24 protein-coding genes are annotated in these 23826 nt (G+C 63.7%); 10 read left to right on the top strand and 14 right to left on the bottom strand.

Annotation, left to right across the window (positions count from 1 at the left end; genetic code table 11):
- Positions 1-28 precede the first annotated feature (28 nt).
- Both DL891_RS07575 and nagA read right to left on the bottom strand, forming a co-directional pair.
- Positions 29-802: a DUF4190 domain-containing protein gene (locus DL891_RS07575; RefSeq protein ID WP_111719817.1), complete on the bottom strand. Its 774-nt coding sequence runs from the start codon at positions 800-802 to the stop codon at positions 29-31.
- Between the two features lie 1116 nt (positions 803-1918).
- The gene (gene nagA, locus DL891_RS07565; protein ID WP_111719815.1) at positions 1919-3088 is read right to left on the bottom strand and encodes an N-acetylglucosamine-6-phosphate deacetylase; all 1170 of its coding nucleotides are present in this window, start codon (positions 3086-3088) and stop codon (positions 1919-1921) included.
- 247 nt (positions 3089-3335) lie between these two features.
- On the opposite strand from nagA, the gene DL891_RS07560 reads away from it, so the two are divergent.
- The 3 genes from DL891_RS07560 (at position 3336) to DL891_RS07550 (ending at position 5557) form a co-directional block, all read left to right on the top strand.
- Entirely contained in the window at positions 3336-3863 is a 528-nt protein-coding gene (locus DL891_RS07560; protein ID WP_111719814.1) for a DUF427 domain-containing protein, read from the top strand.
- Positions 3860-4459: a mismatch-specific DNA-glycosylase gene (locus tag DL891_RS07555; RefSeq protein ID WP_111719897.1), complete on the top strand. Its 600-nt coding sequence runs from the start codon at positions 3860-3862 to the stop codon at positions 4457-4459. Before DL891_RS07560 ends, DL891_RS07555 begins: the two co-directional genes overlap by 4 nt.
- Before the next feature lie 105 nt (positions 4460-4564).
- Positions 4565-5557, top strand: a complete 993-nt coding sequence (locus tag DL891_RS07550; protein WP_111719813.1) for an LLM class F420-dependent oxidoreductase — start codon at positions 4565-4567, stop codon at positions 5555-5557.
- 50 nt (positions 5558-5607) lie between these two features.
- Here the strand turns inward: DL891_RS07550 and DL891_RS07545 are convergent, their stop codons facing one another.
- The 5 genes from DL891_RS07545 to DL891_RS07525 all read right to left on the bottom strand — a co-directional run bounded on the left by DL891_RS07545 (position 5608) and on the right by DL891_RS07525 (position 10053).
- Positions 5608-6051 (bottom strand): arsenate reductase ArsC, encoded by a 444-nt coding sequence (locus DL891_RS07545; protein ID WP_111719812.1) that lies wholly within the window; start codon positions 6049-6051, stop codon positions 5608-5610.
- 70 nt (positions 6052-6121) lie between these two features.
- Positions 6122-7078, bottom strand: coding sequence for a DUF5996 family protein (locus DL891_RS07540; protein WP_111719811.1), 957 nt, complete (start codon positions 7076-7078; stop codon positions 6122-6124).
- Positions 7079-7115: 37 nt separating this feature from the next.
- Positions 7116-7790, bottom strand: coding sequence for an HAD family hydrolase (locus tag DL891_RS07535; RefSeq protein WP_111719810.1), 675 nt, complete (start codon positions 7788-7790; stop codon positions 7116-7118).
- A gap of 57 nt (positions 7791-7847) precedes the next feature.
- Positions 7848-8870 carry a phosphogluconate dehydrogenase (NAD(+)-dependent, decarboxylating) gene (gnd, locus tag DL891_RS07530; RefSeq protein WP_111719809.1) on the bottom strand — a complete coding sequence of 341 codons (1023 nt, stop codon included), beginning with the start codon at positions 8868-8870 and terminating at the stop codon, positions 7848-7850.
- A 217-nt stretch (positions 8871-9087) separates the two neighbouring features.
- The gene (locus DL891_RS07525; RefSeq protein WP_111719808.1) at positions 9088-10053 is read right to left on the bottom strand and encodes a potassium-tellurite ethidium and proflavin transporter; all 966 of its coding nucleotides are present in this window, start codon (positions 10051-10053) and stop codon (positions 9088-9090) included.
- 271 nt (positions 10054-10324) lie between these two features.
- Here DL891_RS07525 and msrA point away from each other — a divergent pair, with 271 nt between their 5' ends.
- On the top strand, positions 10325-10849 hold the full coding sequence (msrA, locus tag DL891_RS07520) for a peptide-methionine (S)-S-oxide reductase MsrA (protein WP_111719807.1): 525 nt from the start codon (positions 10325-10327) through the stop codon (positions 10847-10849).
- Between the two features lie 11 nt (positions 10850-10860).
- Here msrA and DL891_RS07515 read toward each other — a convergent pair whose 3' ends face one another.
- The 5 genes from DL891_RS07515 to DL891_RS07495 all read right to left on the bottom strand — a co-directional run bounded on the left by DL891_RS07515 (position 10861) and on the right by DL891_RS07495 (position 15572).
- Positions 10861-11640 (bottom strand): FAD:protein FMN transferase, encoded by a 780-nt coding sequence (locus DL891_RS07515; RefSeq protein ID WP_232819054.1) that lies wholly within the window; start codon positions 11638-11640, stop codon positions 10861-10863.
- A gap of 17 nt (positions 11641-11657) precedes the next feature.
- A complete protein-coding gene (locus tag DL891_RS07510; protein WP_111719805.1) occupies positions 11658-12179 on the bottom strand; it encodes an FMN-binding protein in 522 nt (173 codons plus the stop codon).
- Positions 12176-13576: a ferredoxin reductase family protein gene (locus DL891_RS07505; RefSeq protein ID WP_111719804.1), complete on the bottom strand. Its 1401-nt coding sequence runs from the start codon at positions 13574-13576 to the stop codon at positions 12176-12178. The genes DL891_RS07510 and DL891_RS07505 overlap by 4 nt, the downstream gene beginning before the upstream one ends.
- A 110-nt stretch (positions 13577-13686) precedes the next feature.
- Positions 13687-14904 (bottom strand): cell wall metabolism sensor histidine kinase WalK, encoded by a 1218-nt coding sequence (locus tag DL891_RS07500; RefSeq protein ID WP_232819053.1) that lies wholly within the window; start codon positions 14902-14904, stop codon positions 13687-13689.
- Positions 14901-15572: a response regulator transcription factor gene (locus tag DL891_RS07495; RefSeq protein ID WP_198668809.1), complete on the bottom strand. Its 672-nt coding sequence runs from the start codon at positions 15570-15572 to the stop codon at positions 14901-14903. Before DL891_RS07495 ends, DL891_RS07500 begins: the two co-directional genes overlap by 4 nt.
- A gap of 149 nt (positions 15573-15721) precedes the next feature.
- Between DL891_RS07495 and DL891_RS07490 the strand changes: the two genes are divergently transcribed.
- Positions 15722-16666, top strand: coding sequence for a hypothetical protein (locus DL891_RS07490; protein WP_198668808.1), 945 nt, complete (start codon positions 15722-15724; stop codon positions 16664-16666).
- A 45-nt stretch (positions 16667-16711) separates the two neighbouring features.
- Here the strand turns inward: DL891_RS07490 and DL891_RS07485 are convergent, their stop codons facing one another.
- Positions 16712-16966, bottom strand: coding sequence for a hexameric tyrosine-coordinated heme protein (locus tag DL891_RS07485; RefSeq protein WP_111719802.1), 255 nt, complete (start codon positions 16964-16966; stop codon positions 16712-16714).
- Between the two features lie 196 nt (positions 16967-17162).
- Positions 17163-17867: a TetR family transcriptional regulator gene (locus DL891_RS07480; RefSeq protein WP_111719801.1), complete on the bottom strand. Its 705-nt coding sequence runs from the start codon at positions 17865-17867 to the stop codon at positions 17163-17165.
- Between the two features lie 172 nt (positions 17868-18039).
- Between DL891_RS07480 and DL891_RS07475 the strand changes: the two genes are divergently transcribed.
- The 5 genes from DL891_RS07475 to DL891_RS07455 are packed head-to-tail and all read left to right on the top strand — an operon-like array spanning position 18040 to position 23796.
- On the top strand, positions 18040-19209 hold the full coding sequence (locus DL891_RS07475; RefSeq protein ID WP_198668807.1) for an ABC transporter ATP-binding protein: 1170 nt from the start codon (positions 18040-18042) through the stop codon (positions 19207-19209).
- Positions 19206-20171 carry an ABC transporter permease gene (locus DL891_RS07470; protein ID WP_111719799.1) on the top strand — a complete coding sequence of 322 codons (966 nt, stop codon included), beginning with the start codon at positions 19206-19208 and terminating at the stop codon, positions 20169-20171. The genes DL891_RS07475 and DL891_RS07470 overlap by 4 nt, the downstream gene beginning before the upstream one ends.
- The gene (locus DL891_RS07465; RefSeq protein ID WP_111719798.1) at positions 20168-20998 is read left to right on the top strand and encodes an ABC transporter permease; all 831 of its coding nucleotides are present in this window, start codon (positions 20168-20170) and stop codon (positions 20996-20998) included. Before DL891_RS07470 ends, DL891_RS07465 begins: the two co-directional genes overlap by 4 nt.
- The gene (locus tag DL891_RS07460; RefSeq protein WP_111719797.1) at positions 20991-22121 is read left to right on the top strand and encodes an extracellular solute-binding protein; all 1131 of its coding nucleotides are present in this window, start codon (positions 20991-20993) and stop codon (positions 22119-22121) included. Before DL891_RS07465 ends, DL891_RS07460 begins: the two co-directional genes overlap by 8 nt.
- A 7-nt stretch (positions 22122-22128) precedes the next feature.
- Positions 22129-23796: an amidohydrolase gene (locus DL891_RS07455; protein WP_111719796.1), complete on the top strand. Its 1668-nt coding sequence runs from the start codon at positions 22129-22131 to the stop codon at positions 23794-23796.
- Positions 23797-23826: the final 30 nt, after the last annotated feature.

The raw sequence follows: 23826 nt of genomic DNA, 5'->3' as shown, positions 1-23826 counted from the left end.
GTGGAGAATGCAGCGGGCACGGCTGTGACTACTCAGTCTGAACCACGGCGAACACAGCAGCATCGGTGGTGTCGCCGTCGTAGCCCTCGCGAGGCATCGTCTCTCCGGACACGATCACCCACATCTTCTTCTTCCCAGACAGGGAGTCTGCGTCTGGAACGGCAAACGAGTCCAGCATCGGACATTCGTAGAGCGTTCCATCACCAATGCCCACGGCCCTAGTCGCAAGCGGGTCGACACCTGGATTCGTATCTGCGGTCGCCGACGGGCTGAACTCCATCACGCACAACCCTTCCCCATCCGCCCCGGTCAGGATGAGTGGTTCGCCCATGCTGCCATAGATGATCAGTGTCTTTGCCAGATGGGAGGCCGGGTCATCCATGATCTGCATGAGAGTGGTGTCGTCCACCTCAAGGAATTGACTCAGTTCCTCCGCGGTGAGGGCCTCGGCCGCTGGTGTGGGCTCCCCGGATTCCTCCAGCGGGGCGAAGAGCCCGGTGTTCCAGTTGGCCAGACCGACGATCAAGAAAATTGTCGCGCCGATCGAGACGAGTGCCGCGATGGAACCGAGGATGATCCCAGTGATCGAGAACCCCTTGCCCTGTCGTCTGACGAGTGAGATGGCACCCAGCACGACGGCGCCGATACCGAGAATGAGCCCGAGGCAAGGAACCCACCCGGTCAGAAAGGCGATGATTCCTAGAACCAGCGAGATCACGGCGAGCGTGGAGGACGCGTGGGCGACGGGTGCAGTCAGAGGCTCGGAGACGGGGTGTTGTTCGGTCGGTGGGGAAAATGTCATCCGTCCAGTCTTCCAGAACGGCACCCCAGTCTCATTTTCCACTCCAGGGAGATGGGCGAATCTGACCGGTGAACGGGTTTCGCTGGGCGGTTCAACGAGGTCGGTTGACCGAGACATCGTTGCCCCTTGTTCGGGATGGGGCTTCGACATACCATGGGGCCCATACGAAGCACCATCGGTAGGAGCATGGGGACGACAAAGTTGTTGTTGGGTTCCCGCAGATGCCGAAGGTGTCGGTTCTCGGGTGACCCTCGTTGTTCGGCTGAGTGAGTCTTCCGCGTTCGGGAGGAGGAATCGTGTCTGCGCAATATGAGGCATTCACGACGCGCATCACCTGGGTGCGTGTGGAGTGGCGGACCCAAATCAGAACGGTTCGGCTGACGGCCATCCGGCATGATGAACTCACACAGGAGATTCGTCTTGACGGGCGCGTCATCGGCTTCATCCACCGGGCAGGTCGAATCTTCGTGGCCTTACTCGGGGCGCGATCCGACCGAGCCGTGGAGTGCGAGCAGTCCCCGTTCTGGGATAGAGCTGCGGCGCGGCTGATTATCGAATCCGGTGGCTTCCCAGAGGTGCAGTCCGCGTTGCACTCGGCGAGGAGGCGATGGGCGACTCGCTGCCGCATTCGTATCGCAAGCCCCAGGTTGGCGCGCAGCCGTCCGCGTTCTCGTGTGAAGTCCCGATAGTGAGGAGGAGTGATGGAAAAGGTATTCTTTGGGCCCGGAGGCCCGGCCTGCGGTCCAGATGACGCCGACAGGCGTGACACGGCGCCGTCCGGCGAAAGGGTGACGGGACACAGTCCAGTTCGCGTTCGAGAGCAATTGATGGGACCCACTTCTTCGATCGTCTCCAGCCCGCCGCTCAGCGCCGACGCGGCCCGCGACGGTCGTTAGACCAGAGCCCCGCCGACAATCCTGCACTCGGCTCCCGGCGGGCAATGACCGATGGGTCGACCGTGGTGTACTGCCCATGGAGGTCAGTCAACCGGCTGATGCGCGATTATTCATCTCCCGAATACGTGTAAGGTGCGCTCGCCCCTACGCCGATGACGGCAACGCGCAGGCTGGGTGCCTCGGGTTTGCTCCTGCCGCCGCGTCTTCGACGAGCTGGTTCTCACCGCAGCCTTCTGCCAGCAGCCCAGACAGCGTCGACGTTCAGGGTCTCGTCGAGCAGCACGGCGTCGGCGGCGTAGCCCGCGGCCAGGGTGCCGAGGTCGCCTGCGCGACCGATCGCTCGGGCAGGGGTCTCGGTGAGAGCCTGCACTGCTCCGCCCACGTCGATTCCCGCGGCCGTCACGGCATGCCGGAGCGCCGCGTCCATCGTGAGTGTGGACCCGGCGATGGAATCACCGTCAACAAGGCGGGCGCGCCCGCCGCGAACGGTGACGCGGAGTTCGCCGAGCAGGTATTCCCCGTCGCCCATTCCGGCCGCGGCCATGGCATCGGTGACGAGTGCGATTCGGCCAGGTGCTCCCGCGAACGCGAGCCTGGTCATATCGGGGTGCAGGTGCACACCGTCGGCGATGATCTCCAAGGTCACATGCGCATCGTGCATGGCGGCGACGATGGGGCCGGGGGCCCGGTGGTGGATTCCATTCATACCGTTGAAGGCATGTGTGAGGATCGACGCGCCCGCGTCGAATGCGACCCGTGCCTGTTCGAGGTCGACATCGGTGTGACCTATGGCCACCACGACACCTGCATCAACGAGTTGCCGCACCGCGTCGAGACCGCCGGGTAGTTCGGGGGCGATCGTCATCTGCACGAGCGCGCCCTCGCCCGCTTCGAGCAATAGCTCGATACTCTGCGCATCGGGAGTCCGCAGCAAGGATGGGTTGTGCGCCCCCTTGTGGCCGGGATCGAGAAACGGGCCTTCGAGGTGGGCGCCGAGTACGAGGGGGTCGGTCGCTGTGAGCTCGGCGATGGTGGCGAGTCGCTGGGCGAGCGCATCCAGCGGCGCGGTCACCAGCGAGAGCACCGACCGGGTTGTTCCACGGCTGCGGTGCAGCGCGAGCGCGGTCTGGATCGCCTCGGCCCCGTCGTCGAAAGCACTGCCGCCGCCTCCGTGGCAGTGAATGTCGATGAACCCGGGGGAGAGGAAACGGCCGGCGGCATCGATGACCTCTCCTGGCATATCCGGCACAGAATGCTGTGCTTCGGTGTCACGAATCGGAGGCTCTCCGACGCCGGTCGCGACAATACGGTCGCCGTCGAAGATCACCCAGGCGTTGTCGGTGACGACACCGCCAGAGACGAGGCGAGCGGAGTGAATGAGGGTGGGCACGTCGGTACTCAATGTTTCGGGCTACCGACGAAGATGATCACTGCCGGTCTTCGTGAACACCCTGCGGTTGGGCGATCTGGATGAGGGCGCGGGTGAGAAGGGTGCGGCATGACGGTGTCCTCACAAAATCTGGCCGAAAAGTGAACTGTCCTTGATTTCACGGTAGTCGGTGTCGAGCTTCCAAGTGATGAGCATCACGTGAAGAAGCTCGCGGCGGCATCCCAGCGGCAGGCAGCAAGATAGGGGCATGACTCCAGCTCACGGATTTCCGCAGTACTTCCGACGCCCCAAACCCATCAAGCCTCACGCGGGCCAGGAGTCGGTCTGGGACTACCCGCGGCCGCCCAGGGTCGAACCTCGGCCCGAACGCGTCGTCGTTCGCCTCGGCGGTGAGGTGATCGCCGACACGACGGACGCCGTGCGCGTGCTGGAGACCAGTCATCCGCCCGTCTACTACCTGCCGCTGAATGCGTTCCGCAGCGGAGTGCTCGTGCCGGTGGACGGCACCAGCTTTTGCGAGTTCAAGGGTCAGGCGCACTATTTCGACGTGGTCGCCGGCGGAGTGGTGGCTCCCCGCGCCGGGTGGACCTACCCGGAGCCGGCACGCGGATTCGAGGCGCTCGGTACCCGAGTGGCACTCTATCCGGGCCTCATGGAATCCTGCGAGGTCGACGGCGAAAAGGTGATGAGTCAGGCAGGCGATTTCTATGGTGGCTGGATCACCGCGCAGATCGTGGGCCCGTTCAAGGGTGGCCCCGGAACAATGGGATGGTGAGGTTCACCCGGGCAGAGTTGGAGTCGTATCGCGACCAGACGATGCCCGACCTCGTCACTCCCGGTGTGCGCCTGTTGTTCGTCGGCATCAACCCCAGCCTCTGGACCGCAGCCACGCAGACTCCCTTTGCTCATCCGGGCAACCGATTCTTCCCGGCGCTCGCCGCTGCCGGCATCATCCCGCGTCTGCCGGGTTTCGCCGACGGGCTGAGCGACGAGGAAAGGCGCAAGTTTCTGGAGCGTGGACTCGGCGTCTCGAACCTCGTGCGCCGGGCGACCGCGCGAGCCGACGAACTGACCCGCGCGGAATTGCGCGACGGAGCGGAACGACTTGCGGTGAATGTCGCTCGGTGGCAGCCGCGGGTCGTTGCGATCGTCGGGTTGACCGCATATCGGCAGGGGTTCGACCGGCCAAAGGCGACGGCGGGCCGTCAGAGCGAGGCGCTTGCGGGCGCCGAACTGTGGGCGGTGCCGAATCCGAGCGGACTGAACGCCCACGACACGATCGCATCACTTGCCGACGCGTATGCAGCGCCAGCCAGGGCGGCCGGCATCCTCCCGGCATCGGATCGCAGGGAGCCTGACGCACGGCTCTGAGGCTCATGTTGGCGCGTGGGTCGGGAGATTGTCCGTCGCTTTGGTGGGGGCATGTCGTTCGCCGCGGTCCGGTGCCAGCTGTGACCTGCCGGTAGGCTCGAAACCATGCGATTCGGAATGTTTATCCCGCAAGGCTGGCGACACGACCTGATCGGAATCGACCCGGCAGAGCAGTGGCAGGCCATGAACGACGTGGTGAAGCGGGCGGATGCCGGTGATTGGGACTCCGCGTGGGTCTACGACCACTTTCACACCGTGCCGGTTGCGACCGAGGAGGCCACCCACGAGGCGTGGACGCTGATGAGCGCTTTCGCGGCAACAACCTCACGCATCCGGCTCGGTCAGATGTGCACCTGCATGAGCTACCGCAACCCGGCCTACCTGGCGAAAGTGGCGGCAACCGTCGACGTGATCTCGGGCGGCCGGGTCGAGATGGGTATCGGTGCAGGCTGGTACGAACAGGAATGGCGTGCCTACGGCTACGGGTTCCCGCGGGCGGGGGAGCGACTCGCCCGACTTGACGAGGGCGTGCAGATCATGCAGCAGGCCTGGACCACAGGCACCGCAACCTTGGACGGCGAGCACTACCAGGTGGATGGAGCGATCGTTCGCCCGCTGCCACTGCAGCAGGGCGGGATCCCGATGTGGGTTGCCGGTGGGGGCGAGAAGGTCACCCTGCGCATCGCCGCAAAATATGCGAACTACACAAACTTCGAAGCCAGTCCCGAGGGCTTCACGCACAAGAGCGCCGTGCTGAAGCAACATTGCCGGGAGGTGGGTACCGACTTCGACGCCATCACCCGCAGCTCCAACTACTTCGGCCTGATCGGCTCCAGCCAGGCCGACGTCGATCAGCGTCTGCGCCGGATCGAGGAACGATTGCTGCCGGTACTCGGGCACGAGCAGACCGAGGCGGTGCTGGCCGACTATCGCCGCCCCACGTTACTCGCGGTCGGTACCCCCGACCAGATCGTCGACCGGCTCTCGGCGATGAAGGAGAAGGGGCTCGACTATGCGATCTTCTACTTGCCGGAGGCCGCGTATGACACGTCGGGGATCGAGATGCTCGAACGCGACGTGCTTCCGCAGCTGCGCTGACGGTCGGTACCGGCGTCGGTCCCGGTCTCCGTTCCGATTGCGGCGCAGGGTCAGGCCGGTCGATCGTCTTCGTCGGACGACCGTCTGCCCGGTGCTGGGAGTAGCCGTGAAACGAGCGTTTTGACACGCTCCTTGATCTCGTCGCGGATGTGCCGCACCGCTTCGATTCCCTGACCGGCCGGATCTGCCAGATCCCAGTCTTCATAACGAATGCCCGGAAAGACCGGGCAGGCGTCGCCGCAGCCCATTGTGATGACGGCGTCAGCGAGGCGAACAGCCCCATCAGTGAGCACAGCAGGTACATTCCCTGCGATGTCGATCCCGACTTCGTTCATGGCCTGCACGGCGACCGGATTGATCTGATCCTTCGGCTCCGAGCCTGCCGAGAGCACCTGGATTCGGTCACCGGCGAGGGCACGTAAGAACCCGGCCGCCATCTGGGACCGGCCGGCGTTGTGCACGCAGACGAAGAGTACTGTCGGTCTGCTGTTCATGGGGTGCACATCCTGTTCTGAACCGATGGTTCCTCTCAATAGAGAATCTCACATCGGGCCGGCGGTGAAGTCACGCGCGCGGTACCTGCCCCGGCGGAGTGCGAGACGCATACCAGCCGTCGAAGCGCGGCCCGATGAAGTCGACGGGCCACCCGGCGAGCTCCACCGCGGCATCATACGTCGCATCGCCGAACTCTATGACAGCCTGAGCCGGATCGTCGGCAGAGATGACGTCGCTCCACGGCAGCGAGGCGAGACCGGCATCCGCCAGCCAGGCTGCGCCGCGTGGTCCCCATGAACGGTTCTCCACGCCATCGGGCTGCGGCACGATGTAGGCGAAGAATGCGGCGTCGGGCGAGTCAGCAGTTCCGAATGCAAAACCCACCGCGACCACCTCCTCGGCAGCGTCCCACTGCAGAAACACCGGCCGATCAGATGCGGGTGGTAGGGCTGCCCCCCGGTAGCGGGTCGCACTCAGGTCGAATCCGCCCCACATGACGCCGGTCCGTGGTCGGTGGCCGCGATAGGGTGCCTGCCACTGCTCGAGGGCACCGGACGCGTCGGCGAAGGCTGACCAGAGCAGCCGGGCCGCGTCCGGGTTCCAGTCGCGCACCTCGTGGTCTCTGTCCAGGTGCAGTGCACCAGGTATCTCGGTGGCGATCGCGCTCCCTGGGGCCGGGATTCCGAGATGTGCGGCGGCGGCCACAAATTCTGCGTACGCGTCGGCCATCGACTGTGTGCGGACGGGAACCGAGACGACTCCACGATCGCTCTCGAGCACGATCTCGGCGTCAAGCAGGTTGCAGTGCACCCGGAACGTGACGTCGGCGACCCGCAGGGTCGGGGTCGACAGGCCGCGCGGGGAGACATCGAGAACGATGTTCCCCCAACTCTGCTCGAAGGGCTGATCCAGGGTGTACTTTCCACCGAGCTGAGCCAATCGGCGCACGTAGTCGACAGTGGGGGCCAACTCGTCGTACGGCAGGGGCTGCCAGCGCTCACGAGCCTTCGCGTTACTGTCGGTCATGGTGTCATCCAATCAGTCGGTGGTCGCCGGAGTGTCTTTAAAGACCGGGGAAGGCGTCTGAGAGCGAGGTCAGCACGTGGTCGGGTTCTGCCTCCCGCAGCTCGTCCACGCTGTAGTGTCCACTGGCGACCCCGATCGCGGTCACCCCTGCGGCACGGGCGGCCTCGATGTCTCGCGGAGTGTCCCCGACGACAAAAACGTCTTCTTTCGTGAGGCTGTGTCCGTGCAGGCGGGCGGCCTTGCCTGCGGCGAGGTGGGTGATCTCGGTGCGGTCGGGGGAGTCCGAGCCGTAGGCGCCGAACACGAAGAAGCGGTTCAGCTTGCCCGGGTCCATCTTCATGCGGGCGGCTCCCTCCATGGCGCCGGAGATCACGCCGAGGATGACTCCGGAATCCGCAAGCCGGGGGAGTAGACCCGCCACCCCCTCGAGTACCTTGTAGCCCTTCGAAGCCCAGATCTCGTCAGAGAGGTGCCACAAGTACTTCGAATACAACTTTGCCAGCTCATCGTTGCTCGGCTCGCGCCCGAGCACTGCCTCGAACGTGGCCCGGCCGACCTGCGGGTCGGTCTCACCGGCGGAGGAGTGCTCGCCGATGTCGGCTTCGATCCCATACAGCTGGTTGAAAGCCCAGGTCCAACTGCGGGCCCCTGCGCCTCCGGTATGCACCAGAGTCTCATCGATATCGAACAGGACCGCCACCGGTCTGGTCATGCCATCTCCTCTCACGGTTCGCGCGTCACTACAGCGGGCGTTGCCATTCGATGATGTTCACGCCAGCGGCTTCTCGTCGTGGCCACCGAACTGTTTGCGCATGGCTGACAGTGCCTTGTCGGCGAACTCGCCGAGGTCGCGGGAGGCGAACCGGGAGTTCAGCGCGGCATTCAGGATGGGTGCGGGCACCCCCTCGTCGATGGCGGCGATCGCCGTCCAGCGGCCCTCACCCGAATCGGACACGTGTCCGGAGAAGTCGGCGAGATCCGGTGACTGTTGCAATGCGGCTGCGCTGAGGTCGACCAGCCAGGAGCCGATCACACTGCCGCGGCGCCACACCTCGGCGACCTCGGCCAGATCGATGTCGTACCGGTAATACTGCGGGTCACGCAGCGGCGTCGTCTCCGCGTCGCCGGCTGCGCGCGGGCGCTCGCCGACATCCGCATTGTGCAGAACGTTCAGACCTTCCGCAATCGCGGCCATCATCCCGTACTCGATGCCGTTGTGCACCATTTTGACGAAATGCCCCGCCCCGTTCGGCCCGCAGTGCAGATAGCCCTTCTCGGATGTCGCGAGCTCACCGTTGCGGCCCGGGGTACGTGCTGCTGCCTCGAAACCGGGAGCGATCGACGCGAACACCGGTTCGACCTGCGCCACCGCCTCTGCGTCGCCGCCGATCATCAGGCTGTAACCGCGCTCCAAACCCCATACGCCGCCGCTCGTGCCGCAGTCCAGCAGATGGATGCCGCGCTTCGACAAAAGCTCTGCATGCGCGAGGTCGTCGCGGTAGTAGGAGTTGCCGCCATCGATGACCGTGTCACCGGCCTCGAGCTTCTCGCTGAGCTCGGTGATCACCGATGTGGTGATGTCTCCGGCCGGCACCATCACCCAGACCGCCCGCGGGGCCTTCATCTTTTCGATCAACTCATCGACCGACGCGGCTCCTATCGAGCCCTCATCGACCAACGCCGCAACAGCTTTGGCATCCCGGTCGTAAACGACACACTCGTGTCCGTCGCGCGTCACGCGTCGCACGAGGTTGGCGCCCATCCGGCCGAGCCCGATCATTCCTAGTTGCATGGTGCGTCTCCCGGTTCATTCGGATCGGCTCTCGGGTTCGCGGTGACTGCGACATTCTGTGATTCAGCGTCCTCAGCCGCTCAGGCCCGTAATTTCACCCTAACCCCCTGTCCGGGAAACACGCCATGGGAGCCGGGGCAGAACCGCTCGCTCCCTGGCCGACAACAGGTCACTGGCAAAGCTCCTCTGAGCAACGAGCGTGAGCGCCAGGTACTGCTCAAGAAGATTGAGGTTCTGCAACCTGAGTTCGATGATTGGTCAGGGCCAGAGTCACTGACCGACCGGCGATCCAGCCGATCCACACGGTGACCACCCCAAGCATCAACCAACTCCACGCTTCCCAGCCGGCCGGTTGGGTCACCCATAGCCAACGAATGGCATAGGTGGCCGGTGCCGCCGCCGAGAACGTGAACGACCAGTAACCAACACCGAACGGAACCCGCGCATACCGCGGCACGAGGAACACCTGGCTGAGCAGGAGGAAGACCATCAGCCCCATCAGGATCTGCTGCACGACATCGATCTGGTCGCCGTTGATCCCGAACCACGCAATGCCGGCGACGCTCGGCGGAACCGAGAAGATCGCCAGCGTCGGCACCAGCGGCGCCGGGAGGGTCTCGATTGCGATGAGGCGGGTGAGAACAACCGCGGCCAACACTGCCCAAAAGAAGATACCGATGCCGAACGCGACCAGGGCGAGGTCGTGGGCGCCGACCTGGGCAAGGCCGATCGCCCCGATCAGTCCGCCGGCCAGGATGGTGAGGAAGTAGCCGGGGTGGAAGAGGTGGGCGTCTATTGCTCCCGTCATCCAGGCGGCAAGTTTCCAGGCGCTGAGAATGACGATCACGATGAACCCGGCCGCCACGAGCACGCGGCCTGCGACGGGCAAGACGCCGGCCAATGACCCACCGAGCAGGATGGCCACGACGGGGACGAGAGAGCCGAACGGGCCAAGGATCGGGTGCCGGAGGTCGGCCAGCAGCGAGCCCTCTGCACGCATGCCTCGCCAGGCATACACGCCGATCATGCTGAGCCACGCGACGGCGGTGATGATCCAGAGGATGATGGCGACGGCCGCGGGTGCCCCGAGGGCGGTGCTTGCGACGATCCAGGTTCCGGTGATACCCGCCAGCCCGAAGGGAATGGCGAAGTAGTTGAGCGGGAGTCTGGTGTGGCTCGTCATACCTCTAACCGTAAAGGGTTCGCAGGACCATCGTCAGTGATTGCAGCCCGGTGCATTCGTGGATCCAACGGATTCCGTCTTTCCTTGATGGAGTCAGAAGGAGGAGGACGGGGAGATCATGATGAAACACCCACCGATGTTCGACCGCAGCGATCGTGTGATGCGGGAACACTTTGGGCGTGCCCGGTGTTCCAGATAGAGTCCGTGGTATCTACCGTCGAACACAGCATGGTGATGTCGAGCCCGTGCCCAACATGAAGGAGTCCAGACGATGACAGCATCGACCGAAACCGCTATTTTGGCCGGAGGATGTTTCTGGGGAGCCCAGCACCTTCTCCGTACGCGTCCGGGGATCGTCTCGACGCGCGTCGGGTATTCAGGGGGCGACATTGAGAATGCGACCTATCGGCACCACGGCAGCCATGCTGAGTCCGTGGAGGTGGTCTTCGACCCGGAGCAGATCTCGTTCCGCGACATCCTGGAGTTCTTCTTCCAGATCCACGACCCATCGACGAAGAACCGTCAGGGCAACGACATCGGAACAAGTTATCGCTCGGCGATCTTTTACACCAGCGACGAGCAGAAGCGGGTGGCCGAGGAAACGATCGCCGATGTCGATGCATCCGGCCTGTGGCCGGGCAAAGTGGTGACCGAGGTCACCCCGGCCGGTCCCTTCTGGGAGGCTGAGGACGAACATCAGGACTATCTGGAAGTGAACCCGAACGGCTACAATTGCCATTACGTGCGTCCGGGCTGGAAGCTCCCGCGCCGAGAAAGCGAGCCTGCAGCAAGCTGAGCGAGGTAGCCTCAGCGCTGACCCTGCCGAGCCATTGATGCCCTCCCCGGGATCGTCGTGGCTTCGGCAGTGGCGAGCGGGATGGCACCCGCACCGACCATCGAGGCATCGGGCCTGACGGCGAGAACGGCTGTGGCGCCCTGTTCCAACGCCCAGGGCAACCCCTCGTCTCCCAGAACGAAGACGGATGTCGCCAATACGTCGGCCGTGGTCAGGCGTGGCGCGAGAACTGTGACGCTCGCGAACTGAGCGGACCGGCATCCGGTTCTGCCGTCAAGGATATGAGCGCCACGTTCGTAACTGCCCGATGTGGCCACAGCGCCCCCGTCTGTCACGGCCAACACGGCCAGGTGGCCGGCGGCATCCCAGGGGGAGCGGACAGCGATATTCCAGCTGGGCAAGCCGGTTGGTCTGCCATGAACGATGACGTCACCGCCCGCGTTGAAGCAGAACGCCTCGACGTGGCGAGCCACCAGCAGGTCCGCGGCCCGTTGCACAGCCCAGCCCTTGACCACGCCATTCAGATCCAGGTTGCGGCCGGGTAGCCGGGCACTGAATGCATGGCCTGAGTTTCGTTCGGCACGTTCCGCAATGGCCAGTACCTCACGCAGGTCTTCGCTGTAATCGTCGTAGCACAAGCTGCCCCGATTCACCGCGGCCACCTCGCTGTCGTCCCTGTAGGTGCTGAACCTGCGGTCGGCCGCCTTGATCAACTCGAACGCCTCCCGGGCCAAGGCGACCGCCGCGTCATCCGCCAACTCAAGGATCTCGACGGACATGGGAATGCCCATGACCGTCTCGACGAACCTCATCGCTGGTCGATCGCAGATTGAACCGACAGTGCATAGCCATCAGACGTGTAGGTGGCGCCTGAAACAGTGTCGATCCGCGCTGACTGTGAAGTCAGCACTTCTTGGGCGAGGATCGGCGCTGCCTGAGCGTTGATCTCGATGCTGAGCTCGCGGTCATTGGGCGCCTGCAGTTCGGTGACCGACGAGATGGTCTTACCGACGAACGTCACTGACACCTGGATTGGCCCGTACGGAGTGTCTTGCGTCTGACCTGAGATTGTCCTGCTCGCCGTCGGAACTGGCGCAGGTGCGGGAATGGTGGCCGGGGAGGGGGATTTCGGGGCGGGTGTTTTCGGCGTGTTCGGGGCTATCGGCGCGGTGGTGGTCCGTGACGATGTGCCGCTGGCCTGGGACGTGGCACCGAGCGCCAGGGCTGTCGCACCGCCAACCGTTGAGTACAGCCTGAGCCCGACCGTGAGGCCCAACACCGCGAGAACAACGAAGAACATGAGGGTTCCGCGCCATTTCTTCAGCTTCATGACATGCTCAATTCTTCTCGGTGGATGAACTCTCCGGGAACGTGAAGACTCCGAAGGGATGATTCGGCCTGGAGCGCCATGGCTTCCGGCCCGCAGATGAAGACCTCACGTCTGCCGACATCGGGAACGTAGTAGGCCAGGGCATCCTCGGAGAGCGGATCGTAGCCCAGATCCCATCGGCGCCCCGGCAAAGCGATCACGGTCAGACCCGGCATCGACTGGAGTTCTGCGAGCAGCGCCAAATGGCTTTGGGATCGTGCGCGATACAACAGCACAACGTCCCGGCCCGCGGCCGTCATCTCCTCTGCAAGAGCGCAGATCGGCCCGATTCCAGCGCCGCCCGCAATGAGCAGAATGCGCCTGCGGCTGGCCCGGTCTGCTGTGAAGTGGCCGAAGGGCCCCTCCGCGAAGACGAACGTTCCCGGTCTCAGCCACCGGATGAGGCTGGAGTGGTCGCCGAGAGCGCCTACGGTGATGCGCAACATGTCTGCCTGGGGCACACGGGAGATCGAGTAGGGGTGCGCCGTCAGAAGATGTCCCCACCCGATGAACCGGAAAAGCATAAAATTTCCGGCACGCACCCCCAACTCCTCGAGGTTGCGGCCCCTGAGCCACACGCTGGCCGCAAACGATGACTCCATGACCACGCGGTCCACACTCAAGCGGTTTCGCCACGCCGTTGCCGCCGGCACGACGAACCGCCACGTCAACACGGCCGAAGCGGTGCCGAGATACAACAGCAACCACAGAAGGCGATTCACCGGGTTGCTGACGAAGTTCACGCCGGCACTGAGCTGGTGCAGGAACGTGAGGAAGATGGCCGCATACGTGGTCACGTGCAACCAGTACCACGTTTCATAAGACAAACGCATTCTGACCAACCGGGCGCTGCTGAGACCCACGGCGAGAAAGAGTGCGGTTCCGATCAGCGCTGTGAGTATGTCTGGGTAGCTGCCCAGAAGGATGAAGACCTCATTCCAAGGCGTCGAATGATCGAGCAGCATGCCACCGACGATCATGAGGCCGACATGTGTGAGGATCAGAAAGATCACGGTTGTGCCGAGGTTGCGATGCCAGCGAACCAGCTTGTCCAGGCCCACTGCCGACTCGAACCACGGAATCCGCGCGATGAGCAGCACCTGGGCGCACACCAGATAACCACCGAGCATGCCGGCCAGTTCGCCGATCGTGTTTGCGAGCTGCCCGGGTGTTGCGGCGGGCCCGGCGGGAGTGTCCATCCACCACATCAGCAGCACCCCTGTGAAACCGATGGCGAGTACCGCCCGCACGAGTCGGGACCGCAGGCGGGCGGTCCGCCCGGGCTGTGACCGACGCGGATGCGGGTCTGCGTTCGTGCCGAGGTGTAGCGTAGGCGCACTCGCCGTTCCTGCGGTCATGACTTCTCACGCATCGTCCTGCCAGCCCTTCGATCATCAGCGGATACTTCCACACTGATGCGACTTTCTTCCAACTTTCTTAGCTGGGCAGGGAGCGAGCTGTGAGTTCCTCAGGAGTCGGCTGGTAACCGCACGGTCACCACCGCCCCGTGGCCGAGGCGGCTGTCTTCGACGCTCACAGTTCCGCGATGGCGGGTGGCCACCTCTGCGACCAGGGCGAGGCCGAGACCGTAGTTCCTCGTGCGTTGCTCATCATTGTTCGTCGGTCGAGAGGTGGCGAAGCGCTCGAACGCGTGCGTGTCCATCCCCGAAGCAAACCCCGGGCCATCATCCATGACCCGGATCAGCGCTTCGTGTTCCTGCACCGTGACCTCGACATCCACAGCCGATGTTGCATGGTCGAGCGCATTAGTGATCAAGGCTGTGAACAGCCGCTGCAAGGAGACGGGTGCGCCGGTGATCAGCACCGGGTGGGTCGACCCGATTCGGCGAAGCGTGATCGCGCGGCCGTCGGCGTTCGACTGCAGGCTGTTGACGGACTCATCAGCGAGTGCCGCGAGATCCAGGTGGATCTTTTGCGCCATCTCTCGCGGGTCGGCGGCGATCAGCAGGTCCTCCAGAATCTCCGACAACGCTTTGGAATCCTGCACTATCTCGTCCAGCCCGGCGACGACGCCGGTCACCGAACCGGAGTCCATCGAAGCCAGTCGCCGTCGAACCAGTTGGGCTCGTGTACTGAGCAGTGTGAGGGGGGTGCGCAGCTCATGGCTGGCATCCATGACAAAACGTCGCTGAAGTGTGAGCGCATCGACCAGCGGCCGCATCGCGCGCCGAGCCATCCACAGCGCGATCAGGCTTGCTGCGACAGCGGCGATGACTCCTGAGACGACCAGGGCCGTGCCCAATCGCCGCAACTCCTCCTGACTCTCGTGCAGGTTGACAGCGACCTGGGTCACGCGGCCATTGTCACGGGCGGTTCGGATGACGTAGGTCTGACCGTCGATCGTCGTGTTCTGCTGTACGGTGCGGCCGGTCGTGACAACATCGTGCAGTGCACTCTCGTCAGGCAGGCCCGCCGGAAGGTCTGGCGGAAGTTGTACTCCGTCCTCTCCAACAATGGCGACGAATACACCGGAAGGAGCGTCCATGGGCGAGTCGATCACCGATGCATCGCGGAGGGTCCGCTCGATCGACTCACCCTGGCTCGCTTGGACAATAGCGAAGACGACTCCACCGAGAATGGCGAACAACACCACGATCAACGCAGCGAACTGCGCCGCCAGTCGAAGTGACGCCCGCCTGAGCTCGGTGCCATCGTGGGGGTTCACGGCAGCCGACCCAGGCGATAACCGATTCCCCGCACGGTGAGCACACATTCCCGCCCCAATTTCTTGCGCAAGTAGTGCACATAGGTATCGACGACACCCGCATCGTCGGCGTCAGCGAACACGGACGACAGAAGGTCCCCGCGCGAGAAAACCTGTCCTGGCCGCCGAGCCAGTTTCTCAAGCAGGTCTCCTTCACGTTCGGTCAGGGGTACGACACCGTCTATGCCAGAGCGGGTCACCGAGCGTGAGGCGGTGTCCAACATTCCGCCCGGGATCTGCAGCACGTGCAGAGTGGAGGTGAGACGGCGGCGCAACGCCCTCAGCCGTGCCAACAATTCGTCGATGTCGAATGGCTTCGAAAGGTAATCCTCGGCCCCGCGATCGAGGCCTTCGACCCGGTCGGAGGGGTTGCCCAAGGCGGAGAGGACCAGAGCCGGGCTACGGACTCCATGGGCGCGCAGTCGCATCAAGACGTCGAGGCCTTCGATCACAGGGAGCCCCCGATCGAGGAGGATCACATCGAACTGCTGCGTCAGCCCTTCGTGCAGTGCGCGCTGGCCGTCGCGGGCGATGACAACTTCGTAGCCCTCGCCCTGAAGCAGTTCGCGCAGCATCGCTGCCAGGCGCGCGTCATCTTCTGCCACGAGGATACGTGCGCCTTCGTCCATGGTCGAAGTATAGGTACCAGAGCTTGGTGTGGCTCGGCTTGGGCGAAACGCAGCGCCGTCGACCCGGTGAAGGCGTAGCCTGTCCGGCAAATGAATTTACAGCCGCCGATCATGGCCGACTGTGGATTCGAAGACGAGATGGAGACACGATGACCGTTCCGGCCCGCGAACACGTGGTGAGGGCGATGTGGACCCTGTTCGAGCCAATCCATGCGGTTTCCTACTTCACGCCTCAGGCGCGCGAAGGGTTCGCGTCCGTCGGGCTGACCCGGTACTGGGATGGCTACTTCGCCGGCAGAGCCGCACCATTGGGCCCGGTGGACGCGGCCCCCGTGATCGCCCTGTTCAGCGGGTTCGCTCCGTATCTGGTCGAGAGGGCCCTACCGAGTGTCTGGTCGTCCGCATCAGTGGAGGAGGTGCTTCACGCACGGTCCACCGGGGCAGCCGAGGCCCTGCGCACCATCATCCCCGACGAATCCTCCGTCGCCCGGGCCGCGGATGCACTCACCGTCGCAGCTCAGCGGGCCGATACGATCGGCCGTGCGCTGTCTGCTGCTAACCGGGCGCTGCCCGACGAGAGAGAACCGTACCGAAGGCTCTGGCAAGCAGCGACCACGTTGCGCGAACACCGTGGTGACGGGCACGTGATAGCACTGGTCAGCACAGGTATCGCAGGGTTGAGCAGTGTTGTGCTGCGAAGCGCGCTCGACCGCAATGCTAGAACCCTGAGGCTCAGCCGCGGGTGGACGGACCACGAGTGGGCCGCGGAGGGTGATCGCCTGGTTGCACGCGGTCTACTGAACGCCGACCATACAATCAGCTCGGCTGGTGTGGAAGCGCTCGAGGGTGCCGAACACCTCACGAATCGGCTCGCCGCCGAGCCGTGGAGTCACCTGTCGGACATCGACCTGGTTGCTGTGGCGAGTCTTGTGGCGCCGTTGGCGCACGCCTGCAGGCAGGTGCTGCCACAGCCGAGCCCGTTGGGGCACCTCCCGCAGTGGGATCCGCAAGCCGACCCGCTGGCGACTGCGGTCTCGACCACGCCCGTCGCCGACGATAACCCGGTGAGGGGTCAACATCGGCAGCAGAATTGATGATTCTGATGCCGATGTTGACCCCTGGGGCGGGGCGTCGAGAAATCAGTCGCGCCAGTAGTTGTTTGCGGCTGCGATGGTCTGGAACTCCAGCGCGATCACCTGCGAAGTGGCGATGAGGCTGTCGGGGTTTGTCGCGTACACGTGTCTGTCGGCGGCAAGCACCTCGGCATCGGGCTGAATCTTGTGGATGCTGTGCCTGGCCATCGTGATGGCGAGTTCACGGCCCTCTTCGGCGGTTGCTGTGATCAGCGTTCCGCCCGGGATGAGCACAAGCTCGGAATCGGGCAATCTGGTCATTATCTACTCCTTCAGATCATTGGAGACGGCGCGATCCTCACCGAGATGCTTGACTTTGGGGCGCGCAAGATCTTCTGGACCGCATGCGCCACACTAGGCCCGTTCCGGCAGCCGGGGCAGGCTGAGCGAAGGATCGGACGGCATTATTCAGTGCCGGATGGGATGAGTTGCCTCGTCGCGAGATTCTGTCTCACGCCTATTTGGTCAAAGCAGATACTCCCGCACGGGTGATCGACGCCACGTCGCCGACCTCGAAAACGGCGATGAGCATATCGAGCAGGTGCGTGAACGTTGTGATGGCCAGAACCTGCTGATCGGTGCGACTGGTCACGTAACTCGCGAGGAGCGGAGCGTCGAATTTCTCCGCTGCCTCCGTCGAGATCATCAGATCCTTGGCGCTCCACTCGAAGGCCGTACCGAGTGCAACGTACTCGAGGGCAAGCAGAAACTCGAGTGAACGCTCGCCGCTCCAGCCGTGGCGCGCCATCGCCACCATCACGGTTTCATACATGCCGATCGTTCGCCCATCCCGGATCGGACTGACGCTCAGAACGGGGATGGTGTTCGGATGACGGGCAAAGACCTCGTGGTAGGAGAGCCCGAACGCGCGCAACGCATCAGCGAGAGGCAGGCTTTTAAACATTGACACGTCGATCTCGGCGACCACCAGGTCTCGAACGAGGTCGATCAAATCGTGTTGGCCGGAGATGTGGTGGTACAGGGAAGGTGCCCGTGCACCAAGTCGTGATGCGAGCGATGACATGGTCAGCGCCGCCCAGCCGCGTTCATCGATGAGTTCCAGCGCAGCAAGCGCGATGCCTTCCGTGGTGATCTTCGCGATCGTCGGCCGACCCGGGCGCCTTCGACGCCCAGCACGAATTGGGCCCAACTCTTCAGCCACGCTGGATCAATCCCCCTTCTGGGAGTGCGGAGACCACGCCACCAAATATTCCAATTCGGTCACTGTTCACGTGAACACGGTTGCGAAGTCAATCTAACGCCATTAGTTTGAATCCAACACGAACCCCGGCAAAATGGCAAGGGTCGTTCCACAGAGCGGCGGTGTGCACGTCTTGACTATTCCAGTCACCACGATTTCCGGATACGACCGGATCGATCCCAGTTCCTCACCGTCACGCGAGATCGTGATCGAAGGTGCGCGAAAGACGTACATCACTCCTGAAAAAGTTGCGATCAACGCGATCGACGACGTGTCGTTCAGTATCAAACAGGGGGAATTCTTTGTCATGCTCGGCCCGTCGGGCTGCGGCAAGACCACCCTGCTGCGCTCCATCGCCGGGCTCGAGACGCTCGACGCCGGTGAGATCCGACTCGGTTCCAGGCGCATCGATCAGCTTCCGCCGCACGAGCGGCCGGTGAACACGGTGTTTCAGTCCTACGCGTTGTTTCCCCACCTCACGGTGGCGCAGAACATCGCCTTCGGCCTGGAGATGGAGGGCCGTCCGCGCCCCGAAGTGCAAGCCCGGGTCACTGAAATGCTTGAATTGGTGCAGATGCAGGAGATGGCGAGCCGAAAGCCAGAACAACTGTCCGGTGGTCAGCAGCAACGGGTCGCACTGGCGCGGGCCCTCGCAAAGCAGCCCGAAGTATTGCTTCTGGACGAGCCGCTCGCCGCGTTGGATCTGAAGCTGCGCCGCGGCATGCAGGCCGAGCTCAAGCGCCTGCAACGCACCACCGGGATCACTTTCGTCTTCGTCACCCACGACCAGGAGGAAGCGTTGAGCATGGGTGACCGGATCGCTGTCTTTGACAAGGGTCGGCCGGTGCAGATCGGCACGCCGGAAGAGATCTACGAAAAGCCGGTCAACCGGTTCGTCGCCGACTTCATTGGGGAGACCAATTTCATCAACACGGACGCGGTCCGGGCTCCGGACGGGGCGGCCGCCGTGGCGGACTCCCCGCTGATCATCACGCTGCCTGGCGGACAGTCGGTGACACTGCCGAAGACAGTGCCCACGCCCGACGGCACCGTCACTCTCGCCATCCGGCCCGAGCGCATCACGGTGGGCGATGGCGCGCACCACTTTGCCACCGGCACCATCTCCGGGCTGGTTTACATGGGAACCGATCTGCGGTGCACCGTCCTGCTTGATGATGGCACTGAACTCGGTGTGCGCATCCCGCCCCCGTTCGACGACAAGGCGACCAAGGTCGGCTCGGTGATCAAACTGTACGCGGAGCCCGCGAACATACGGCCTCTGATGCCTGAGACCGCGCGATGACCCGCACCGGTACGGTCGAGGCGGAGAAACGAATACCCGATCCGTCACCTGCGAGGATCAAACGACGCAACCCCAAGAGACCCGGCCAGATCGGCTGGCTCGGGAGTGTCCCAGCGCTCATCATCGGCTTGTTGTTCACCGTCGGACCGCTCATCATCATCGTGATCTTCTCGTTTCTGAGCCGCCCGAAGACCGGCGGTGGGGTCATCTACGACTTCTCCCTCGAGGCCTACCGTTCGTTCCTCGTGCAGGTTGACTTCCTCGGCAACACCACGTTCGATCCGCGCTACCTCGCCGTCTTCGGCGACTCCCTCGTGCAGGCGAGTGTCACTAGTGTGGTCTGCCTCGTCCTCGCGTTTCCGCTCGCCCTTTGGATGGCCACCCGCAAGCCGCGCATGCAGAACGTGCTGGTGCTGTTGGTCACCATCCCGTTCTGGACCAACCTGTTGGTGCGCACGTACGCGTGGATGCTCATCCTCAACGAGAACGGCATCGTCAACACCTTCACGAAGGCCGTCGGCATCGGCAGTGTCGACCTGCTCTACACGCCGTTCGCGTCCCAGCTCGGCCTGATCTACACCTTTCTGCCCTTCATGGTGTTGCCCATCTACTCCTCCCTCGCCGGATTCGACTTCCGTTTGGCTGAGGCAGCCTATGACCTCGGAGCGAAGAAGATGGCGGTCGTGCGCCGGATAATCCTGCCGATCGCGACCCCGGGAATCGTCTCCGGGCTGCTGCTCGTGTTCATGCCGGCGTTCGGCTCCTACGTGCAACCGGTACTGCTGGGCGGCGGCAAACTGCTCCTGATCGGTAACCTCATCGCGGCACAGTTTGGCGCCTCGCGCAACTGGCCGTTCGGCGCCGCCCTGTCGGTGATCGTCCTGGTGATGCTCATGCTCACCCTCATGCTGATCGCGTTCTACTCACGAAGGTCCGGACGCAAAGTGGAGATATCGCTATGAGCAGCACGAGTGCGCCCACGCGCAGGGTACCGAAGAGCCTGCGCCTGCGCGAGTTTCCGGGTTTTGGGGCGATCGCGGTATTCGCGCTGGTCTTCCTCTACGTTCCCATCGTCATCACCACCATCTATTCGTTCAACGACGGGGATTCGGCGCTGATCTGGAAGGGATTCAGTCTGCGCTGGTTCGAGAGCGTGCTGACCAACGCGAACCTGATCAACTCAGTGATGATCTCGCTGCAGATCGCGGTCGTCGCGACCTTCTTCGCCACGACGTTCGCGATCCTGTTCGCCCTTGCGGTCGAACGGTTACGGGCGAAGGGCAGTTCGATCGCACTCGGCATCCTGTCGGCACCGTTGGTGATCCCCGAGATCGTGCTCGCGGTGGCAACGCTCGGGTTCATTCGCATCATCGGGTTGCAACCCGGAATGCTGGCACTGATGCTGGCACACATCTCGTTCTGCATCCCGTTCGCCCTGATGCCGATCCGGGCACGGCTGCGAGGAATCGGTGGCACCTACTTCGAGGCGGCGACCGACCTGGGCGCATCCGCCTGGCAGGTGGCTCGCCGAATCACCCTGCCGCTGCTGGTGCCCGGAATCATCTCGGGCGCGCTGCTGGCCTTCGTGATCTCGCTGGACGACTTCATCATCTCGAACTTCCTGTCATCATCGGGGGCCACCCCGCTGCCGGTCTACCTGTTCAGCATGATTCGTCGCGGCGCCAGCCCGGCCGTCAACGCCATCGCGGTGCTGCTCCTGGTGATCGCCATCCTCGTCACAACCATCGCGTATCTGCAAACCCATCGAAGGAGCAAGAAGAATGCATAAATCCCACAAGCGGTTCGTCACGGCAGCCGCGATAGCGGCCATCGGCGCCCTCGCCCTCAGCGGGTGTGGCGGTGGAATCAGCGACAACGGCGCCGATGCCCCGGCAGCCGGTGACGGAGGCGTCGAAACGACGGGCTTCACGCCGGCCACCAGCGGCGAAGTGAGCCTCTACACGTGGAGCGACTACTTTCCGGAAGAGTTGATCGGCAAGTTCAAGGAAGACACCGGTATCACTCTGAAAGTCGACTACTACGACTCGAACGAGAGCCTCGAAGCCAAGCTGCGAGCGAGTGACGGTGCGGGCTACGACGTCGTCGTGCCCAGTGACTACATGGTTCAGATTCTCAAAGACGACGGACTGCTCCGACAGATCAACGCAGCCGACCTGCCCAACGGAAAGAACATCCAGCCCGACTTTCTCGATGTCTATTTCGACGAGGGCCGCCAGTATTCGGTGCCTTACCTCTACGGCACCACCTCGTTCGCCTACAACAACGAGATGATCTCTGAAGAGGACGCCCCGAAGTCCTGGGCCGACTTCTTCAACCCGCCGGCCTCGGCAGGCGGTGTCGGAATCATGGATGACATGGTCGAAGGTGTGAACTCCGCCCTGCGTGTCGTCGGCGGCGACTTCTGCACCACCGACGGCCCGAAGTTGCAGGCCGCCCAAGATCTGCTCGTCGGGTTCAAACCATCGGTGGGCACGATCAACAGCGATGGAATCCTCGAGCGCCTCGCCGGTGGCGAACAGGCCATGGCGATGATCTGGAACGGTGCCGCCTGGCGGGCCGCGCAGGAGAACCCAGCGGTGACATGGGTGTACCCGGAGGAAGGCGTCGCCCTCTGGCAGGACAACTTCACGGTTCCGTCCGGTGCGAAGAACGTCGATCAGGCACTCACCTTCCTCAACTGGATGATGGACCCGGTGAACATGGCCGTGGCCGTGAACTTCCAGGCGTATGCCTCAGGCATCCTCGGCACGACCGAACTCATGAAGCCGGAACTCGCAAACAGCCCGGCGATCGTCGTCCCAGAAAGCTATGGCCTCGCCCTTCCGGTTCAGCCGTGCAATAACGACGAGCTCAGCAACTACTCCAAGATCTGGGAAACCTTCAAGGGCTGATGAACCGATGACCGCACCAGATACGACTGGGCGCCACGGCGGGACCACCGTTTTCCACGGTGGTCCCGTCTGGTTGGCACCCGGCAGCCGCACCAGCGCACTCGCCGTCACCGACGGCATCATCGTTGCCCACGGTGACGATGCACGAGCTCTCATGGACAGAGCCACTGATGTCGTCGATCTTGACGGGCGACTCGTGATTCCCGCGTTCAACGACGGGCATTGCCATCCGGTGATGGCCGGCTTCGAGTCGTTCGGGCCGCAGATTGCTGAACTTGACGACCTGGCTGCCGTAATCGCTGAGGTCGGTCGCTATGCTGCCGACCACCCGGAAGAGGAGTGGATTGTGGGCGGCGCATACGATGCGGCGCTCGCCCCAGAGGGTCGTTTCCACGCTTCGTGGCTCGATGAGGTTGTGCCCGATCGACCCGTGTTGCTGCACGCGAACGACCACCACACCGTCTGGTGCAATTCGGAGGCGTTGCGTCGGGCGAAGGTCACCGCTGAAACGCCGGATCCGAGGCTTGGGCGGATCGAACGCCGTGATGATGTCGCGCCGTACGGTACTCCGCTCGGCACCATGCGGGAGTGGCACGCCGTCGCTCTCATCACCGATGCCGCGCCTGAGCGAACCATCGACGAGCAGGTTTCGGCCGTCCAAGCCGCCTGCCGGATCGCGAACTCCGAGGGCGTGGCCTGGATGCAGGATGCGTGGGTTGAGCCCGGCGAGCATGAGATCTATTTGGAGTCGGCGCGCCGGGGTGTGCTCACCGTGCGCACCAATCTCGCTTTCCGGATGGACCCCGACAGCTGGCAGGATGACCTGGCCGGGTTCCAAGCGGCACGCGCGCAGGTCGACGCTTTCGGGCACCCGCAGCTCCTGACGGCCAAGACAGTCAAGTACTTTGTGGATGGGGTCATCGAGGGCGGAACTGCCGAGATGCTCGATCCCTATTGCGGCTCACATGACCACGGACTCGCCAATTGGGAAAGGGAATCACTGATCGAGGCTGTGGTGGCCGGCGATGCCCGTGGGTTCCAGGTGCACCTGCACGCCATCGGTGACGCGGCGGTCAGGGACGCCCTCGACGCCGTGGACGCCGCTGCTGCAGCCAATCCGGCGTGGGACCGCCGCCCGGTGATCACCCATGTGCAACTGGTGCATCCGGAGGATTTGGAGCGCTTCGCCCAACTCGGTGTGATTGCGAACTTCCAGGCGCTGTGGGCGCAGGAAGACGCAGTGATGCGCAACCTCACCCTGCCACGCATCGGCCAGGAGCGCTTCGATCGGCAGTATCAGATTGCCTCCCTCGACGCCCTCGGCACCCGGATCTCGTTCGCCAGCGACTGGCCTGTGTCACGGAACAACTTTGTGGCCACGATCTCGGTTGCGGCCACCCGACAGACGGACGCGGGAGAGCCGGAAGGCGGGTGGATTCCCGGAGAACGGTTCGAGGTGGAGAAGGGGCTACTCGCCTCGACGCTCGGCAGTGCCTATCAGGGCTTCACGGACCACTGGCGTGGCACCCTCCAGATCGGCCAGGCGGCTGATCTTGTGATTCTGGGATCCGACATCACCACCGCCGATCCACTTGAGATGCGCTCTGTGCGGCCAGAAGCGACGTATCTCGGGGGAGTGCGCGTCTACTGGGCGGCGCTGCAGCCTCCCGAGTAGCGATGTGGAGCACTCCGGCGCACGCTACTG

The sequence above is a fragment of the Homoserinimonas sp. OAct 916 genome, assembly GCF_003260275.1.
In the GTDB taxonomy this organism is placed as follows: Bacteria; Actinomycetota; Actinomycetes; order Actinomycetales; family Microbacteriaceae; genus OACT-916.
This window is presented reverse-complemented; position numbering and strand designations above follow the sequence as displayed.

Coding starts and splice junctions, on each gene's coding strand:
- msrA (WP_111719807.1), top strand. CDS start 10,325: ATGACAGCATCGACCGAAACCGCTATTTTGGCCGGAGGATGTTTCTGG.
- DL891_RS07545 (WP_111719812.1), bottom strand. CDS start 6,051: ATGAACAGCAGACCGACAGTACTCTTCGTCTGCGTGCACAACGCCGGC.
- DL891_RS07465 (WP_111719798.1), top strand. CDS start 20,168: ATGAGCAGCACGAGTGCGCCCACGCGCAGGGTACCGAAGAGCCTGCGC.
- DL891_RS07560 (WP_111719814.1), top strand. CDS start 3,336: ATGACTCCAGCTCACGGATTTCCGCAGTACTTCCGACGCCCCAAACCC.
- DL891_RS07495 (WP_198668809.1), bottom strand. CDS start 15,572: ATGGACGAAGGCGCACGTATCCTCGTGGCAGAAGATGACGCGCGCCTG.
- DL891_RS07460 (WP_111719797.1), top strand. CDS start 20,991: ATGCATAAATCCCACAAGCGGTTCGTCACGGCAGCCGCGATAGCGGCC.
- DL891_RS07470 (WP_111719799.1), top strand. CDS start 19,206: ATGACCCGCACCGGTACGGTCGAGGCGGAGAAACGAATACCCGATCCG.
- DL891_RS07485 (WP_111719802.1), bottom strand. CDS start 16,966: ATGACCAGATTGCCCGATTCCGAGCTTGTGCTCATCCCGGGCGGAACG.
- DL891_RS07455 (WP_111719796.1), top strand. CDS start 22,129: ATGACCGCACCAGATACGACTGGGCGCCACGGCGGGACCACCGTTTTC.
- DL891_RS07550 (WP_111719813.1), top strand. CDS start 4,565: ATGCGATTCGGAATGTTTATCCCGCAAGGCTGGCGACACGACCTGATC.
- DL891_RS07525 (WP_111719808.1), bottom strand. CDS start 10,053: ATGACGAGCCACACCAGACTCCCGCTCAACTACTTCGCCATTCCCTTC.
- DL891_RS07540 (WP_111719811.1), bottom strand. CDS start 7,078: ATGACCGACAGTAACGCGAAGGCTCGTGAGCGCTGGCAGCCCCTGCCG.
- DL891_RS07505 (WP_111719804.1), bottom strand. CDS start 13,576: ATGACCGCAGGAACGGCGAGTGCGCCTACGCTACACCTCGGCACGAAC.
- DL891_RS07535 (WP_111719810.1), bottom strand. CDS start 7,790: ATGACCAGACCGGTGGCGGTCCTGTTCGATATCGATGAGACTCTGGTG.
- gnd (WP_111719809.1), bottom strand. CDS start 8,870: ATGCAACTAGGAATGATCGGGCTCGGCCGGATGGGCGCCAACCTCGTG.
- DL891_RS07575 (WP_111719817.1), bottom strand. CDS start 802: ATGACATTTTCCCCACCGACCGAACAACACCCCGTCTCCGAGCCTCTG.
- DL891_RS07490 (WP_198668808.1), top strand. CDS start 15,722: ATGACCGTTCCGGCCCGCGAACACGTGGTGAGGGCGATGTGGACCCTG.
- DL891_RS07510 (WP_111719805.1), bottom strand. CDS start 12,179: ATGAAGCTGAAGAAATGGCGCGGAACCCTCATGTTCTTCGTTGTTCTC.
- DL891_RS07515 (WP_232819054.1), bottom strand. CDS start 11,640: ATGGGCATTCCCATGTCCGTCGAGATCCTTGAGTTGGCGGATGACGCG.